Source organism: Candidatus Finniella inopinata, from assembly GCF_004210305.1.
GTDB classification, from domain to species: Bacteria; Pseudomonadota; Alphaproteobacteria; order Paracaedibacterales; family CAIULA01; genus Finniella; species Finniella inopinata_A.
Genome location: NZ_SCFB01000005.1, coordinates 198,304 through 215,614, shown reverse-complemented (window position 1 = coordinate 215,614; position 17,311 = coordinate 198,304). Strand labels below are relative to the sequence as shown.

At 43.2% G+C, this 17,311-nt stretch carries 13 protein-coding genes and 1 other RNA gene; 5 read left to right on the top strand and 9 right to left on the bottom strand.

The genetic code is table 11. The annotated features are described in order from the left end of the window. Window positions 1-119 precede the first annotated feature (119 nt). Entirely contained in the window at window positions 120-908 is a 789-nt protein-coding gene (locus tag EQU50_RS04590; protein WP_130153969.1) for a PhzF family phenazine biosynthesis protein, read from the bottom strand. Between the two features lie 327 nt (window positions 909-1,235). Here EQU50_RS04590 and ffs point away from each other — a divergent pair. From ffs to EQU50_RS04575, 3 genes are all read left to right on the top strand, one after another. Continuing rightward, window positions 1,236-1,333, top strand: an RNA gene (gene ffs, locus EQU50_RS04585) — signal recognition particle sRNA small type. Between the two features lie 26 nt (window positions 1,334-1,359). After that, window positions 1,360-2,988, top strand: coding sequence for a DNA polymerase III subunit gamma/tau (dnaX, locus tag EQU50_RS04580; RefSeq protein WP_130153968.1), 1,629 nt, complete (start codon window positions 1,360-1,362; stop codon window positions 2,986-2,988). Between the two features lie 21 nt (window positions 2,989-3,009). Beyond that, a complete protein-coding gene (locus EQU50_RS04575) occupies window positions 3,010-3,333 on the top strand; it encodes a YbaB/EbfC family nucleoid-associated protein (RefSeq protein WP_130153967.1) in 324 nt (107 codons plus the stop codon). 19 nt (window positions 3,334-3,352) lie between these two features. Here the strand turns inward: EQU50_RS04575 and EQU50_RS04570 are convergent, their stop codons facing one another. Both EQU50_RS04570 and hflX read right to left on the bottom strand, forming a co-directional pair. Then, entirely contained in the window at window positions 3,353-5,404 is a 2,052-nt protein-coding gene (locus EQU50_RS04570; protein ID WP_130153966.1) for a hypothetical protein, read from the bottom strand. 87 nt (window positions 5,405-5,491) lie between these two features. Continuing rightward, on the bottom strand, window positions 5,492-6,859 hold the full coding sequence (gene hflX / locus EQU50_RS04565) for a GTPase HflX (protein WP_207216310.1): 1,368 nt from the start codon (window positions 6,857-6,859) through the stop codon (window positions 5,492-5,494). Between the two features lie 88 nt (window positions 6,860-6,947). On the opposite strand from hflX, the gene EQU50_RS04560 reads away from it, so the two are divergent. Further along, window positions 6,948-7,892, top strand: a complete 945-nt coding sequence (locus EQU50_RS04560; RefSeq protein ID WP_130153965.1) for a serine/threonine-protein kinase — start codon at window positions 6,948-6,950, stop codon at window positions 7,890-7,892. Window positions 7,893-7,933: 41 nt separating this feature from the next. On the opposite strand, the gene EQU50_RS04555 is transcribed toward EQU50_RS04560, so the two are convergent. From EQU50_RS04555 to rpmH, 6 genes are all read right to left on the bottom strand, one after another. After that, entirely contained in the window at window positions 7,934-11,596 is a 3,663-nt protein-coding gene (locus EQU50_RS04555) for a tetratricopeptide repeat protein (RefSeq protein ID WP_130153964.1), read from the bottom strand. 354 nt (window positions 11,597-11,950) lie between these two features. After that, window positions 11,951-12,601 carry a ribosome biogenesis GTP-binding protein YihA/YsxC gene (yihA, locus tag EQU50_RS04550; protein WP_130153963.1) on the bottom strand — a complete coding sequence of 217 codons (651 nt, stop codon included), beginning with the start codon at window positions 12,599-12,601 and terminating at the stop codon, window positions 11,951-11,953. After that, on the bottom strand, window positions 12,601-14,337 hold the full coding sequence (yidC, locus tag EQU50_RS04545; protein ID WP_130153962.1) for a membrane protein insertase YidC: 1,737 nt from the start codon (window positions 14,335-14,337) through the stop codon (window positions 12,601-12,603). The genes yihA and yidC overlap by 1 nt, the downstream gene beginning before the upstream one ends. 43 nt (window positions 14,338-14,380) lie before the next feature. Further along, on the bottom strand, window positions 14,381-14,686 hold the full coding sequence (yidD, locus tag EQU50_RS04540; protein WP_130153961.1) for a membrane protein insertion efficiency factor YidD: 306 nt from the start codon (window positions 14,684-14,686) through the stop codon (window positions 14,381-14,383). Next, window positions 14,667-15,113, bottom strand: a complete 447-nt coding sequence (rnpA, locus tag EQU50_RS04535) for a ribonuclease P protein component (protein ID WP_130153960.1) — start codon at window positions 15,111-15,113, stop codon at window positions 14,667-14,669. Before rnpA ends, yidD begins: the two co-directional genes overlap by 20 nt. A gap of 18 nt (window positions 15,114-15,131) precedes the next feature. Next, window positions 15,132-15,266, bottom strand: a complete 135-nt coding sequence (rpmH, locus tag EQU50_RS04530) for a 50S ribosomal protein L34 (RefSeq protein ID WP_130153959.1) — start codon at window positions 15,264-15,266, stop codon at window positions 15,132-15,134. Window positions 15,267-15,479: 213 nt separating this feature from the next. Between rpmH and lepA the strand changes: the two genes are divergently transcribed. Next, on the top strand, window positions 15,480-17,288 hold the full coding sequence (lepA, locus tag EQU50_RS04525) for a translation elongation factor 4 (RefSeq protein ID WP_130153958.1): 1,809 nt from the start codon (window positions 15,480-15,482) through the stop codon (window positions 17,286-17,288). The last annotated feature ends 23 nt before the right edge of the window (window positions 17,289-17,311 follow it).

Sequence of the window (17,311 nt, the reverse complement as noted above, 5' to 3'; positions counted from 1 at the left end):
CCCCAAAACGCCTTGGATTTATGAAAAGAAAGGGCAGACAAAGTGACAAATAAATAATGCTGCAACCATAAAGTGCGGCATCAAAACAAAGAGATCGTAACCGTTGCATAAAAATCCTTTTATATCCTGAGGAATCCTTCAGAAACCGTAACAGCCTGCCCGCCAATAAGGACCCGATCGCCCACCAAAGAAACCTTTAACACCCCACTACGCGGGGAAGCCTGATGTGCAAGCAACGTATTTTTGTTCAAGATTTCCGACCAAAAAGGAATCAACCGACAATGGGCCGATCCGCAAACGGGATCCTCTGGAATGCCAACTCTTGGTGCAAAATAGCGGGACACGAAATCATAAGGCGCGTTCCCCAAGGCCGTCACAATCACAGCTCGACAGTCTATTTGTTCTATTATCGATAAATTAGGTTTTAACCTTATAACGTCCTTCGCCTCGCGCAACACCACCAAATAAACCGTCTCGTCCCTATGAACAGATTGAATGGTTATTCCCTGCAAAGCTTCTTGAAGCATATCAGGCAAGGAGCAAGGCGTCACTGGGCGAAGGGGAAAATCCAAATAAATCCACCCATCAGATTTCTTTTCTGCCTTTAAAATCCCACCCAAAGAATCAAAAGTTAAAGTTTGTGAATCCGTTCGTCCTTCTTTCCATAAAGTATGGGCCGCCGCCAAAGTGGCATGGCCGCAAAGGGGAGCCTCGTCCCGGGGGGAAAACCAACGAATATGAAAATGATCATCCGCCTTTTGCGTCACAAAAGCAGTCTGAGACCAATTCATCTCGGCCGCAATGGCTTGCATCAATTGGGTTTTTGGAAAATGGTCGACAAGACAAATTCCAGCTGGGTTCCCTTGAAAAGCTATTGCCGTAAAGGCATCAACAAGCCAGATTTTCATAAATAAAACAAGTAACGAATTGCACAAATACTGATTCAAAATTCGTATCATAGCCGGTGTTTCCAGGCTATCTTTTTTATCAAGTAAATACTGTACCCCTTTCAAACGATTTTGCCGGTTTTTCTGTTTGATCTTTTCCCCATAAACGGCGGCCCAAAAGACTTAAATAGAATGGCTATTCCAGGCTTTCTCGCCTTGTTTCTGGAAAAAACCTCTTTCATAAAAATCCCGCAAAATCATTCGAATTGGGTATATCGGCAGCCAATGTTTTTTTGCACAACAAACAGAAAAACTCGCAAAACCATTAGAAAGTGGTATAGTGCCTTTGGAAGATTGGTCATAGACAAGGGCGTTGTGAACCCGGTCAGGTTCGGAAGAAAGCAGCCGCAGCAATTCCCCCTTGGGTTGTGATTCAGTCTTCCACTCACTTTTAACTGTATACTATTTTTTCATGATTGCTGGTTACCGTGTTCTTGCCCGAAAGTATCGCCCCACAGTCTTAGGTGACTTGGTAGGCCAGGATCTGCTTGTTCAAACCCTGGGCCAAGCCATCCATCACAACCGATTGCCACATGCGTTTTTGTTGCATGGCATCCGTGGGGTTGGCAAAACAACCACAGCCCGCATTATGGCCCGGGTTCTGAATTGCCTGAACAATCACACCGAAACGGGTAAATCAATTGATGCCTGTGGACAATGTGCATCATGCAAAAGCTTGACCGATGACCGTCATTTGGACGTCATAGAAATTGACGCAGCCAGTCGTACCGGCGTTGATGATGTGCGCGAAATTATCGATTCAAGCCGTTACAAGGCGGTAACGGGCCAGTACAAAATATTTATCATTGATGAAGTTCACATGTTGTCGAAAAGTGCCTTCAACGCACTCTTGAAAACTCTGGAGGAGCCCCCGCCTCACGTTAAGTTTATTTTCGCCACCACAGAAATTCGAAAAATTCCCGATACAATTTTGTCCCGGTGCATGCGGTTTGACTTAAAGCGAATTGAACCCAAATTGTTGGTTGATTATTTGAAGAAAATCGCTGGTCTAGAGGGGTTTGTTTTGGAGGAGGAAGCGGCTTTCTCGCTTGCGCGAGCCGCCGATGGGTCCATGCGCGATGGGCTGTCATTATTGGACCAGGCGATTGCCTTAAGTTTTACAGACAATCGATCTGATCGCATATCGGCTCAAACAGTCTATAACATGTTGGGCCTTGCTGACCGCCAGCGTTTATTTAAATTGTTGGGGGCAGTCTTAGAGGGGCAGCCGGATGTCACGTTACAGCACACAGCCGATTTGTTGCATGATGGGGCCGATGCCCAATTATTGCTGCAAGATATTTTGGATATTCTGTATGGTTTGATTTGTTTGAAGACCGTGCCCCAGTTTCAAAAAGAGAGTTTTTGGTCGCAGGCTGACCGAGAGGCCGGGTCGCAGTTGACTGCACCGTTGGCCGTTTCTACGCTCTTATCATTATGGCAGGCCCTGTTGAATGCTTTACAGGAAGTTAAGATCGCACCCGTTCCATCCCAGGCTTTGGAATTGGCGTTGCTTCGGGCCTGTTACCTAAGTGATTTGCCACCTTTGGAGAATTTGATTCAATCTTTAAAGGGAGGTAGGTCCAGGGATTCGACGCTGCCGGTCACTTCCCAGGCCTTGCATCACCTTGTGGGGCAAGCTCCCGTTGTTGCTCAGACGCAACATGCAATCAACAAACCCGCAGTCAGCTTGCCAACCTCCTTCACAGACTTGGCCAAGCTTGTATCCAACGCGCGGGAACCTATGCTCTACACACAACTTCTCCATGACGTCGATTGTATACAGTATCAACCGGGCGAGATGACGCTTTATGTGAAACCCACCGTGCCAGCGACTTTTCTGGCGACTTTGAAACAAGTTTTACAAACGGTAACGCAGCATACGTGGATTATTCATTTGGCTAAACAACCAGGTCAAGGAAGTTTGGAGGATCAAAAAAAGGCCCTCCAGCGTCAAGCTTACGAAGAGGTTTTATCGCACCTCAATATTCAGGCGATTCAAAACGCCTTTCCCGGGTCAACCCTTGAAATTATAAACTAAACTTATTAAGCGAGTAAATTTATGAAAAATTTAAATCAAATGTTAAAGCAAGCCCAACAGTTGCAGGCCCAAATGGGCGAAATGCAAAAACGCATGGAAGAGGTCGAAGTTTCCGGCAATGCTGGCGGTGGTATGATTCAGGTGACCGTGAATGGTAAGGGTGATCTGAAACGGATTAAAATTGACCCTGCATTGATTGACCCCAAAGAGGTGGAAATTTTGGAAGATTTGATTGTTGCGGCTTGCCACGATGCAAAAACCAAGGCCGAGGCACAAACCCAAGAGGAAATGTCAAAACTGACGGGTGGCCTTAATCTTCCAGGCGGAATGAAACTGCCTTTTTAAAGGACAGTTTCATAAAAATCTAAACCACTTTTGCATTAACAGCGGCGTTCAATTTCTCATCACCTCGGATAGCGCTGGCAATTGCCGTGCGATACTGTTCTGGGTCAGCCTGGGACTTCCTCAATTCTTTCAGAACCAAATCGACCAAATACTTCATGGCAAAAGAACTGGTTGGGCCCGTTGGCACCTGATCAAGAACAGCTGATGCAATGGTTTGGAACACACCAGTATAATGCCGAGAAACCTTCATTTTCGCTATGGTGATTGAATGGTCGATAAGGTCCCTTTTAGACCGTTCTGGAATGGAACCTTTAAGGGCAGCTAACTTGCTGTTTAAAAGGATCGTTGTTTGTTCTTTGGCCCCGCTTAAGATCATCTCGAAGGATAAGGATGGATTGGCTTCAATCCAGGTTTGCAAATCTCTTAACAGCCCCTCCTCCCAATTATTCACATAATCTTGTACCGATCGAAGAGGTGTTACCTTATTAAGGTCTTCTTCAAAATATCCTTCGAAGTAGCATCCTATTTCTTGTTCAACCATGGCCATGGTTACATCAGGGTAGGTTGTTCCAACTTCGGTTTTCAAAGAATCCAGCAGGTACTGGGAAGTTTTTTGTTTCAGCACATCCAGGGTGCTAAACAAATCGGGCTCTTCTTCATACCTTTGGGCAAGAAACTTTACAGCCTGATTGCGCAAGAATTGGGTCCTTGCCATCAGCTCAATATTCTTTTTGTTTCCTTCACCCACAGCCAGCACAACATCCGGGTCAATACAATTAAGCCCATCGATCAGGCGATTATAGCTTCCCCCAATGCAGGACTCACCAGCGGTCATCAGCGCATCCTCTTTGGAAACTGCTTCTAGTAATATGCATTTGGTTTTAAATCGACCACCCAAATTATCTAATAGATAGGCTAGCTGAGCATCCATGGGGCCAGCCCTTAACCAACCTGCGATGCGGTCATCAACATCTTTATCGTTAAAAGCTGCTTCAAGGCCAAAGCTTTTAGAAACGGCTTTATCACCTAAGGCGTGCCAAGAAAGGTTCAAGTATTGTGTAACCTTGCCATGCCGATCCGCTGAGAGTCTTTCAATTCCAGAACTGAAAAAGTAACGAACAACCTGCGCCTCTGTTTCTGAAAGTAGTTTTTTGGACTCCAGGTCCTCAATCTTCTCTAAATGCGCGCATAGCAGCGTTTCCAAATCTTGTGCAAAACGAGAATAGCGGGCCGACAACTTTACAACAGCTTCATCAATCGACGATTCGTAGGCTTTATCATGAACGGTCTGATTACGTAGGCCAAAAATATTCTGATTACCATATTCCCCCTGCATTTCATCCAAAACCTCCCTGAACCCCCGCATGGTATCTATCCAACTTTCGATTGAAGTGCGTATAAGATCTAATCTTTGGTTTGCGTCCGTGGTACCGCTGTTCAAAATTGAATCAACAAACGGTGCGCGAACAAGGGAATCAAGACGGGCAAGAGCCTGAATAATATTCAAAACTTCTACATAATTTGTATCGTCAGGTGTCACAAGGCGCAACGTTTGCGCAATGAATTCATCCCGTTCAGGGGACAGAACATTATGCAAAACAGACATAATGGTAAATTGTTGCACCAGCGTCATTGTTGGTCTGGTCAACTGAAGAACTTTATCCACAAAAAGGGATCGATGATCAGTTTGTAGTTTGGTAATAATTTGGAAAGATTTCGCCAAAGGTTTGCTGGCCGTTGAGTCTGCATCCATCAACCGTAAATACTGATTCACGGCATCTTCTCTTTCATGGAACTGGGTTTTGCAAAGAATATCCAGAGTTTCTAATCCCACAGAACCTTCCGGGCTTCTTTGGTTTAGTTTTAAAACTTGTTCAATGAAATGGCGACGTTCGCTTTTTGGAAGTCTGTTAACGATGCGGTTGGCCGTCTTCACCTTGGATTCTGTCAGACGCGTAGCAAGAACTCTCAAGGGCTCCTCAAAATCCTCGTTGATTGTGACCGAGGCCAGTACCTGACTTGTAATAACCACCGTCCCTATAACCAATAATTTAACGAATAATATAATCATATTACACCCATCCATTTAGTTATTACACAAACCATAATGGATAATGATTAATTATTCGTTAATTTCTTAAGAGGAATGAATTTATATTTAAAAAATAATCTTCCGCAAATAATCTAATTGCGAGGCTGTTAAAAAAAGTTTCAAGTCGATTTGGCCAGTTGTTTCATCATCATAACGCTCTAACACCAAACCTTGTTGATAGCACCACGCCAGGGCCGCCCCTTCGTCATTTTTTAAAACAAGGGTTTGCACAAATGCCCCTTTGTTTTGAAAACGGTTATAAATCCATTGAAGAAGGGTTTCAATACCCTCGCCGTTTTGCGCTGAGATAGCCACTGCATTGGGGCGTCGACTAACCTGATTCAACAGAACAAAACGCTCTTCTGCTGATAACAAATCTATCTTGTTGTAAACGTCAACTATCAAAGGGGCGTCATCGGGTTGCCGATCAACAATATTCAGCTCATGCAGAATTTTTTCCACATCTTGGGCCTGAGCTTTCGCGTCTGGATGAGCTGCATCCCTTACATGAAGAATAAGATCAGCTGTACAAACCTCCTCCAACGTGGCTCGAAAAGCCGCAATAAGTTGGGTCGGCAGATTAGAGATGAACCCCACCGTGTCGGAAAAAATAACCTCCTGTTTGCCCTTTGTTGCAGGATTAATAATTTCGCACCGCCGCATGGTTGGGTCAAGGGTGGCAAATAACAGATTTTCGGCAAAGACATTCGATTGGGTCAACCGATTAAAAAGGGTGGATTTTCCGGCGTTTGTATACCCCACCAAAGCAATCACAGGTATTGATTGACGCTGACGTGCCTTTCGATGCAACCCACGCATCTTGGTGACATTAATAAGTTCTTTTTCCAATTTCATGATTCGTTGATCAATCATACGCCGATCAAGTTCAAGTTGAGTCTCTCCAGGGCCCCCTATAAAACCGAACCCACCCCGCTGGCGTTCCAGGTGTGTCCATGACCGAACCAGGCGGCTTCGTTGGTGCTTCAGGGCTGCTAATTCTACCTGCAATCCCCCTTCTGAAGTGCGCGCACGGGCGCCAAAAATTTCTAAAATTAACCCCGTTCGATCAATAACTTTGCATTTCCATGCCTGCTCCAGGTTGCGTTGTTGAACGGGTGACAACGTCCCATCCATAACGACCAATTTGACGGCCAAGGCCTGTATAATTTGTTGAATATTCTCAACATTCCCTTTGCCCAATAACGTCGCTGGTGAGATTTTATTAAGGGCAAAACTTTGCCTATAAACAACTTTTAGATTAATCGCCTCGGCCAGACCAACAGCTTCTTCCAAAGCTGCCTCTTGGGTGCGATCAGGTTGACCCATGGATGGCCTGTGGCGAAGGCCAATGTGAATGACAACCGTTTCGATATTTTCTGTTATGGCAACTGATTTTGGTGTGGGTTGCCCCGGTAAAGATTGATCAAACGTCATTTATCTCTTTCAAAGAGTTTCTGTATTTTTTATGGGCCCTAAATCCTATAATATAGCCTTACATCATTTCACTAAAGGAGTTTTAAAGTTGTTCAAATATTTTATGATCGTCCTCATTTTTTTGTCGTCGCAGGTGATAGCTTCAGATGCTGGTCATTTGGAACCACCTGCTACTTCTTCAAAGTTAAAGGTTCAAGTTTTAAGTAAACATGAAGCCTTGGTGGAGGTTCCAGAAAATCCAGGAATTAAAGAAGAACAACCGCATAAGGTCAAAAACGAAGCGATTCAAAACGCTATCAATAAACTTAGAAAGACTTTCAAAGAAAGTACTGATTACAAAGATTTTCCTTTGGTATGTGAGGCCTACGAGGATGAAGATGGAAATAGGAGTTATAGATCTTTTATTTTGAGGCTTCAACAAGATGAAATAAATGCTGGCAAAACAATCGAGGATGTTTTAAAGACTCCTGGTGTTCAGGATAGATTCGACATAGCTGTTCCTTTTGATTCTGACGCAGTCCCCCAAGCATATAAATTTAAAGTGGCTGAATGGGTTCTTAAAAATAAATCTGAACCTTACAATCTAAATGGTAAGAATTACGTTATTGAAAAACTTCTTCCCCGACAAGGGTCTTACGGTTGGGTCTTTTTAGCAAAGGAAGCTGGGACTGAGGAGAAAAGACTCATTAAGATCCTCTCAACCCCATCAGACAGAGAGGCCGACATGTACGAAAAATTACAAGGTGCCGACGGAAAAGGCCATCTCAATTTCCCCAAATATTATGGTGTTGGGAAAAAGTGGGGATATGAATGGCTTATTATGGAATACATAGATGGGGAAATCTTAGGACAGTATCTTAAGTCTGGCAAGAACCTGACAGATCAGCTGAATCAACAAATTAAGGACGCTACAAGGTATATGGCTGAGTGTGGAGTCGACACAGAACGAGAAAATGATCAAGAAAATATACTGATTACCAACGATTACAAGCGTGCTGTTTTGATTGATTTTGGTACATTAGCGCAAAGATAAGAGCTTGAGCGAGAGGATATGTTGATACCAACTTGCTCATTCTACCCTATTTTATGTTCATAAGGGATTCTACTCAACTTAGATTTGATTCTTCGTAAATGATCTGTTGAATTCTTTACAGTAAGGGTATTTAAAATTTCCAAGGCTTGCTTTAATAAACTAACTGCCCGTTCATTGAATTCTTCCTTTTCATTTTTTTTATCCGTACTTTCACTTTTTTTAAGGAAAAGATCGGCTTGGTCTTCCAGAACAGAGTATCTCTCCACATATTTATACGACTGAAAAATCGCCCAAGCTTTTCCAAGATAATTTTCAGCCTTTTCTAGGTTTCCCTGCATCAGATGCACTCGACCCAAGCATTTTAAGGCGTGTCCTGTTCTAAGATGATATTGACCATAGCGTTTCTCAAAAATGGAAAGAGTCTCTTCAAGAAAATGTTGCGTTTTTTCGTAAACCCCCAAGTCCCAATATACATTGGCTAAGCGGATAAAACTTGTACCAACATAAACATGGTCTTTGGGAAGACATTTTTCATAGGCTACCAGGCTTCGTTCAAGCAGATCTATTGCCTTTTGATGATCGCCTAATTTCCTGTAAGTATTTCCCAGGTGCCCGAGAAGCCACCCCAAGTTAGGGTTATGCACAGGTAAACACTTCTGGCAGATGAACAATGCTTTTTCGAAACACTCCTTCGATTTATCAAGGTCCCCCATCTTGCCATGAATATTCCCTAAATGGCCCAAAAGCCAGGCGTTAGACTGATTGTTTTCAAGAAGGCAATTTTTATAGATCAACAAGGCTCTTTCAAGAAACTCTTTCGCTTTTTCATATTGTCCCATTTCGCGATAGAGAATACCCAGGTTACCAACATGGGATGCAAGAGTGCTGCTGTCTGTTGGAAGGTATTTCTCGCAAATCTCCAGGGATTTCTCAAACAGTTCTATGGCTTTTTCATAACGTCCTATATCCCTGTAAAGTTTACCCAAATGTAAGGATACGGCACAAAACTTAAAATAATTTTTTGGAATTTTCTGTTTGCAAATGATCATCGCTTCTTCAAATAAATTTTCAGCTTTTTGGTAATCATTCAAATTTCTATAGGTATCCCCCAGCTGTGCTAATGCCCAAACGACGCTTGGGTAATCTTCAGAAAAATGTTCTCTATAGATGGACAAAGCTTCCTCTAGACGATCTCTGGCTTTTTCATAACAGCCGATCAGTCTGTAAACACGCCCCAAAGACACTAAGGTTGAAGCAATTTTCGAGGGTTTGTCAGGACAGTATTTTTTGTAAATCAGCAGGCTTTGTTCAAGGAATGATTCTGGCTTTTCATGGTCGCCTATATCCGTATGGGCTTCACCCAGGCGGACAAGAACTTCGGCGATACCCTCATAGTTATTGGGGTAATATTTATTTAAGTTATCATAACTCTTTGAGAGAAATTCCTGAGCTTTCAAGCAATTGCTAAGATACGAATAAATAACACCTAATTTCCCTTGAACGACCCCAGAGCTTGCGCCTGTTAACAAAGAATCGTGGCTTAAAAATTTTTCGCAATGGTTTGCCAAAAGCCTAACCCTTGGGATATCGTCTTTTTCCATCGCTTCAGCAGCGTATTGAGCGATAGTGTTGGCAATTCTTAGCATCAATTGGGGATTGTTTTCTAAATTCAAATCGCTTAAAAAATAGTCCAAAATACTTTCTTGAGTGCTTCGATGGATTGATAACGTTGAAACAGAAGAAAAGATATCAGGTTGATTAGCGATCAAAGAATGCTTTTTCAAATGGTGAATAAAATTGTCGATGACAGCTGTGCTTTTAAAACTTTCTAATAAATCCCTTGGAATGTTTTGTGAATCCAGCAAACTAATGAGCAGCAATAAGTCAGCAAAATCTTTATGTGTTTCAATAAGTTTTTTTAAGGATAATGTAATAATCTCGTGGCGTGTTTTTGTATAATCGCTCACTTCTTTTAAAATAGCCTCTTGGGTGCTTGTGAAATCTTTATTACGCCCTTTCAAACAATCCAGATACTTGTCATAAGACAAGTTAGTTGTTTTTAAATAATAGGCAGTCACAGACACATCCAGCGGAAAGGGGGGGATATGCGCCAAGAATTTATCCGCGGCATTCTTTTGCTCTTCACTTGCCTTGGAAGGGCTGACATCTTTCATGATTTTCATGAAAAGGTGCAATTTCTCTGCTGGTGTTAATTCTCCTACCTGGATGGCTCCATTAATATGCACATTGTTTTGTAAATTGCTATCTCTTGTTGTGACAATAACCCTTCCATTGCCCCAACTGGTTGGATCACAAGGAAACCATTTTTGTATATTTGCAAATTTCTCCACGTTATCGTAAATCAAAAGCCAATTATTAAGGGCCTTCAATTTATCTTTCACAAACAAAAGAATCCTCTCATCTCTTATGGCAGGATTTTTGATCTTTTGATTTTCTTCTAAAGCCACTTGATCTTCTTGAGTTTTACAAAGGGTTTGGGCAAGTAGTTCGAAAGAACTGACAAGTCCCTCTTTTGTTTCTGCATTAATTTCCCAAACTAAATATGCTTTTTTTTGTTTGGCATAAAGCCTAGCAAGGGTTGTTTTTCCAGCCCCACCAATGCTGACTAAGGCCACTGCCTGAATGCCTTCTTTTCCTTGTAACTTATTATCTATTTGCAACAACAAGTCCGAACGATTTAAAAGAACTGATTCAACCGGAACCAGCAAATCAGCTTTCGCCCCTTGAACTATTGGAGCTTTCTTACTTTTCGGTAATTTATCAATAATAGTGAAGGTGATGACAACACCAAAAATCGCAGCAAAGCCTATGGGGTACTTTTTTGTTCTCAGAATATTTTTCCAGTCGAAACCCAAAGTTTCTTTTTGTGTTGCTAAAAGGTTTTGTGGCCATTGCTGGTGGTCAGATTCAAGGATCGATTTTTTTTGAAATTCTAGGAGAGTTTTGTCAAAATTTTTATCCCAGAAAATTCTTTTCAATACAGCGGAAAACAACTCTTGGAAATTCAACATTGTTTTTCGCAAGATGCATTTATTAAATTCGCAGGGAAGTTGTTCAGAAATCTGATCGATTAATAGTAATGTGAAAAGGTTTTCATTTTTTAAAAACTTACTTTTCTGAGACTCAAAAAAATCTTTTTGCTTTTTCTTAAAGTGCTGCTCTTCCACTTTTGATATCAGGTAAATAACATGCTCATTTGATTCTGGTGCAACAGACTTCTCATACCCGTCGTGAACAATTACCTGAATGCCACAAAGTTTAAGATGAATGGTAAGGTCATCCGCAAAATTCACATCGTTTTTATTTTTAGATGAGACGTGAACAATATGGCACGTGATGGATTTACCGTATGCTACTAGAGAGTTAAGTTTTTTCCCAAAATCGAATTGTGCAAGTAAACTTTGGTAGTGTTTGTTAAGGACAAAAGAGTAAGAAGTTTTTTCTACAAAATCGACGATTCCTTCTCGCGAGTTACAGCTTATCTTGCGCATAATGTTTAAAATATGCGTCTCACATGTCCTGGGCGAGATGGATAAGAGTGAAGCCATTTTACTGCTGCCACGCACGTTAACAATGCATGCAATAATATCAACTTCACGATTGGTGAATTTTATGCCTTCAATAACAAAAGGTAATTGACCGACGTCATGATTTGTTTGCAAATCTGCAGCACTATTTTGCATGATTATTAGGCCTTTTGGTTCTTAATCAATTCAGAGAACTAACGTGGATAATATATGTCAAATGTTTATCTCGCAACAATCTAGTTTGTTACCTCAGAAATAAATACGTATTGTTTACCTAATAGGTGTACATAGGGATTTTTCCCGGATAGGAATTCATAATTTTTACCATTACATTCCGATTTACACCAATCAGCACATGCGCCACGAAATATAAGATTGTCAAAATGTTCAAATTTAAAGAGAGAGACTGTAATCTTCCCAATTATAGCCGGTAACAGTCCCCTTTATTCACAAACCATCCTGCCTTGCACCTCATTCCTCCCATAAAGCAAGGCTCTCCCCCGTCGTACTTTACGATGGGGGAGAATTTACAAACTCAATGATCGCCAACCTCAGTTGTTCAATCCCTCGCTTATCCTCAGAGCTAGTCATAATAATGTGGGGGTAAGCAGCCGTATAATCCTTAATCTTTTCTTTCGTCTGTTCATAAACAGCTGCTGCTTGCTTTAAAGGGATCTTGTCTGCCTTTGTCAGAACAATTTGATAAGACACCGCCATCTGATCCAATATACGCATCATCTCGTCATCATTCGGCTTTAAGCCATGCCGGCTGTCGACTAAGACATAAACCCGTTTCAAATTTATACGGGTCTGCAGATAATCACAGATAAGCTGCGTCCAGTTAACAACCAACTGCTTGGGCGCCTGGGCATAACCATACCCCGGCATATCAACCAAAATTAGTTGATTATTCAGGTTAAAGAAATTCAGCTGTTGTGTGCGGCCGGGAGTATTTGAGGTTCTGGCAAGACGATGGCGGGTGGTCAGGCTGTTAATCAAGCTTGACTTACCAACATTTGACCTGCCAATAAAGCCAACTTCTGGCAAGTTATACGCAGGCAAGTCACTTGCCTTTTCAACACCTCTTAAAAATTCACAGTCTTGCTTGAACAGCCAATTAGCTTTTTCAAGACTGGTTTTTTCAATATCATTCGTATCCATCAAAGCTTACTTTTTGGTGCTTTGCGCTTCGGTGGGATAACCTCCACCAAAGATTGCTGTTCTGCCCTTCGGGTAATGAACATTTGCTGCGCAATTGTCAAAAGGTTGCTCCAGGCCCAATAAATAACCAAACCAGCCGGGAAGGATGCAAACAAATAGGTAAACATAACGGGCATAAGCAGCATCATCTTGGCCTGAACCGGATCAGCAGGCTGCGGATTAAGGCGTTGCTGCAATACCATGGTGGCGCCCATCAACAACGGCCACAAACCAATCATCAACATAGATGGCGGCGTCCAGGGAATTAAGCCAAACAAATTGAACACGGATGTAGGGTCGGGTGCCGATAAGTCGTGAATCCATCCATAAAAAGGCGCATGACGCATTTCAATGGTGACAAAGAAAACCTTGTATAGACAAAAGAAGATTGGTGCTTGAATCAACATAGGCAAACACCCCGATACAGGATTCACCTTTTCGCGACGATAAAAGTCCATCAATTCCTGATTCATGCGCACTTTGTCATTGGCATAACGTTGTTTGATCAATTCCATCTTGGGGCCCAAAATTTTCATGCGAGCCATCGATTTGAAAGATTTATTTGCCAAAGGGAAGAACAGAACTTTGACCAGCACTGTCAGGAACAAAATAGCTAAACCTAAGTTCCCAAGCAACTGGTGGAAAAATTCCAAAACATAGAATAAGGGCTTTGTTAAGAAGTAAAACCAACCAAAATCTACAGCCAAATCGAAACGATTAAATCCAAGCTTCGCTTCGTAACCATCAAGCAAACTTAGAACTTTGGCGCCTGCAAAGGCATATTGGGTTTGTTCTAAAGTTTGCCCAGGCTTCAGTGTTTGACCATCGTATTCAATGCGACACTGGAACAGCGCATCTTTTTCTTGGCCGCTAAACGTTGTGTGAGCCACAGTTTTCTGATTGGGGATCAAAGCGACCAACCAATATTTATCCGTAAATCCTAACCAGCCACCTGTTGTGGTTTGTTGAATGGCTTTCTCTTTGATCAGTTTGTCATAGTCGACTTCGTTCAACTTGCTGTTGATGATGCCAATAGCACCTTCATGAAGAATGTAATAGCCGCTTGTCACGGGCTTTCCAACGCGCGTGGTTTGACTGAAAGCTTTCAACTGAATACCAGCCGCCGCATTACTGATCACTCGATCTGTGACTGTAAACAGATAATTTTCATCAACGCTGATTGTCCTCTCAAATTTCAATCCCTCGTCGTTTTTCCAAGTCAGTGTAAGCGGTTGAGTAGGCGTTAACTCCGATTGCTGCCCTTGAACGGTCCAAATACTTTTAGCATCAGGGAATTTAGCCGTTCCCAACCAACCAAATTCAACAAAATAAGCTCCTTTGGACTGCTCAGGACTTAAAAGGGTAATCGCTGGGCTTTTAGGATCAGCACTCTCACGATAAAGATTTAAGCCTAAATCATCCAGTCGAGCCCCGACCAAATTAATGGACCCTGTCAGTTTGGGGGTTTTAATCAAAACTCTTTTGTGCTGGGCTAAGGCTTGTTCGCGGGTTAAAATCTGTGCAGGGACTAAAACATCCGGGGTAGCTTGCGAAGATGCAGTTGCAGACGCCTGGGGCGTTGGATCTTTAACCACAATAACGGGTTTTGGCTTAGATCCTTCATAAAAATATTGAAACCCAAACAAAATGGCCAATGACAAACCGATGGCAAGAACGACGTTCCTATTTTCTGACATATCTTTAAAAATCCCGGATTTTTCTTAATTTTAGTTGAGTGGGCTAGATCTTGGAGTGCAAACCCATTTTTGCGGTTTGTGCGGGTGACATCTGGACCGGTTGGTTGGCAATCTTTTCAGGGACCGGGTCATACCCCCATGGGGCACCAATTCGCCTGGAAACTGTTTCGTAAGGATGGCAACGCAGCAAACGTTTTGCAACCAACCACAACCCTTTTAAAAGGCCATGGCATTCAATGGCATGAATAGCATAGCGCGAGCAGGTGGGTTCAAACCGGCACCGAGGGGGCAAGAAGGGTGAAATGGCCCAACGGTAAGCATGAATTAATCTAACAAGAAAGTTTGACATCTGTCTTTTCCTCTTGTGGTTCAAAAGCAATGGGACGGGGTTGAAATCTTGATAAACACCATCGCACCCCCTTTATAAAATCTTTAGAAAGCTGGGGAAAGTCTGCGTTAACCGTTCCCGGAATAGCTATAAAAACAAACTCAAAACTATCTCCCGTTGATGGGTCAATCGTCTCAAGAACTTTTTTTTCCAAATGCATATCTGCCAGGGCCCTAAGCCGTCTTTTGGCCCGGTTACGTTTGACCGCATTACCCACCCGACGACTTGCAGTAAAACCCACCCTTAGATGCTTTGGCTGGATTTGTTCAGCCAAAGCCACATCAATAGCGGGAGTGCACTGAATAAGCATAGTCGACGTTTTCGCCACTACTTTTGTTTTTGCTACTCTTAAAAAATCAGCACGCTTCTTAAGACGACTTAAGGCCACGATTTCCTAAACCTGTATCTAGGCAGACAGCTTCGTCCTGCCTTTTGCGCGACGCGCTGCAATAACACGTCTTCCGCCAACTGTCGCCATACGCGCACGAAAGCCGTGGCGGCGTTTTCTTACCAATTGACTGGGTTGGTATGTTCTTTTCACGTTATTATCCTTTAGTTAAGGTCTTCTGATAATTTTCCAAACCCTACCATAGCTTCAGGCATATTCGCAAATAAAAATGCTGTGATGGATTTTTAGTTGCATCCCTTTGTTTTTTTGTTAGCAGGGCAAAAGCGACGGGAATAACTATCACCCGAAAACTTTTCGTTGTATAAATTAGTCTGAATTTTCAACAACAGGCCTCAGAACATCTTTATGAAGAACATCCGTAACTTTTCCATCATCGCCCACATTGACCATGGCAAATCCACATTAGCGGATCGCTTAATCGAAGCCTGTGGGGCTATTGAATCACGCGATATGAAGCAGCAGATGCTGGATTCGATGGATATTGAACGCGAACGGGGCATCACTATCAAGGCGCAAACGGTTCGACTTCGATACAAGGCCAAAGACGGCGAGACGTACATTCTGAACCTGATGGACACACCAGGCCACGTGGATTTTGCCTACGAAGTCAGCAGGTCCTTGGCCGCGTGCGAAGGATCGTTGTTGGTGGTGGACGCCAGCCAAGGGGTGGAGGCGCAAACGCTGGCCAACGTATACCAGGCTATTGAAGCTAACCATGAAATTGTGCCCATCCTGAATAAAATTGATCTCCCGGCCGCAGAACCTGACCGTGTTAAGGCGCAAATCGAGGAAGTGATCGGGATTGATGCCCAAAATGCCGTTCCTATCTCTGCCAAAACAGGTATTGGAATTGGCGACGTATTAGAGGCGATCGTGACCCGTTTACCCCCACCCACCAGTGAATTTGGCGATCAAGCCGCCAGCGCCCCTTTAAAGGCGATGTTGGTGGACAGCTGGTACGATGCCTATCTGGGCGTGATGATTTTGGTACGCGTGGTCGAGGGGACATTAAAGGCGGGCATGAAGATCCGCATGGTCAACACCGTCGCGACGTATGAAGTGGATCGGGTGGGATATTTCACCCCCAAGAAGGAAATTGTCGACCAGCTATCACCCGGTGAAATTGGCTTTATCACGGCCAGCATTAAACATGTGGCCGATTGTAAAGTTGGTGACACGATTACCGAGGAAAAACGCCAAACAGCTAAGCCATTTCCTGGATTCAAACCATCTGTGCCTGTGGTTTTTTGTGGGTTGTTCCCAAGCGATGCGGCGGAGTTTGAACATTTGCGGGAAAGTCTTGCGAAACTCCATTTGAATGATGCCAGTTTCCATTTTGAGCCCGAAAGTTCTGCGGCCTTAGGGTATGGCTTTCGATGTGGATTCCTTGGGTTGCTGCATTTGGAAATTGTCCAAGAACGCCTGGAACGCGAATTTAACCTGGACTTAATCACAACAGCACCCAGCGTTGTCTATAAAGTTCATTTAAACAACGGCAATGTTGTGGAGTTGCATAATCCAAGCGACATGCCCGATGTGGTGAAAATAGACTTCATCGAGGAGCCCTGGATTCGGGCCACCATTTTGGTTCCTGATGAGTATTTGGGGTCGATTTTGACGCTTTGTACCGATCGGCGGGGTGAACAAATTGATTTAACGTACGCTGGCAGCCGCGCCATGGTCGTTTACAGGCTTCCCTTAAACGAAGTCGTGTTTGATTTTTATGACCGCCTAAAATCAATCAGCCGCGGCTACGCATCGTTTGATTATCAGTTGGACAGCTATCGAGAGGGCGATTTGTCAAAGGTCAATATTTTGGTGAATGCGGAACCCGTTGATGCCCTGGCGATTATGGTTCACCGAAGCCAAGCTGAAACACGAGGCCGTTCATTATGTATGCGCTTGAAAGAACTAATCCCCCAACAATTGTTCAAGATTGCCATTCAAGCCGCCATCGGTGGCAAAGTCGTGGCGCGCGAAACCATATCGGCCCTGCGCAAGGATGTTTTGGCCAAATGTTACGGGGGCGACATCAGCCGTAAACGTAAATTATTGGATAAGCAAAAAGCCGGTAAAAAGCGAATGAGGCAGTTTGGGAATGTAGAAATTCCTCAAAGTGCCTTCATTGCGGCGTTGAAAATGGGTGATGATTAAAATCAACTTAAAGTCCCCACAAT

Bases quoted from the DNA above. Each gene is read 5' to 3' on its own strand.
- EQU50_RS04575 (WP_130153967.1), top strand. From the start codon at position 3,010: ATGAAAAATTTAAATCAAATGTTAAAGCAAGCCCAACAGTTGCAGGCC.
- EQU50_RS04590 (WP_130153969.1), bottom strand. From the start codon at position 908: ATGAAAATCTGGCTTGTTGATGCCTTTACGGCAATAGCTTTTCAAGGG.
- lepA (WP_130153958.1), top strand. From the start codon at position 15,480: ATGAAGAACATCCGTAACTTTTCCATCATCGCCCACATTGACCATGGC.
- dnaX (WP_130153968.1), top strand. From the start codon at position 1,360: ATGATTGCTGGTTACCGTGTTCTTGCCCGAAAGTATCGCCCCACAGTC.
- yidD (WP_130153961.1), bottom strand. From the start codon at position 14,686: ATGTCAAACTTTCTTGTTAGATTAATTCATGCTTACCGTTGGGCCATT.
- EQU50_RS04570 (WP_130153966.1), bottom strand. From the start codon at position 5,404: ATGATTATATTATTCGTTAAATTATTGGTTATAGGGACGGTGGTTATT.
- yidC (WP_130153962.1), bottom strand. From the start codon at position 14,337: ATGTCAGAAAATAGGAACGTCGTTCTTGCCATCGGTTTGTCATTGGCC.
- hflX (WP_207216310.1), bottom strand. From the start codon at position 6,859: ATGACGTTTGATCAATCTTTACCGGGGCAACCCACACCAAAATCAGTT.
- EQU50_RS04555 (WP_130153964.1), bottom strand. From the start codon at position 11,596: ATGCAAAATAGTGCTGCAGATTTGCAAACAAATCATGACGTCGGTCAA.
- yihA (WP_130153963.1), bottom strand. From the start codon at position 12,601: ATGGATACGAATGATATTGAAAAAACCAGTCTTGAAAAAGCTAATTGG.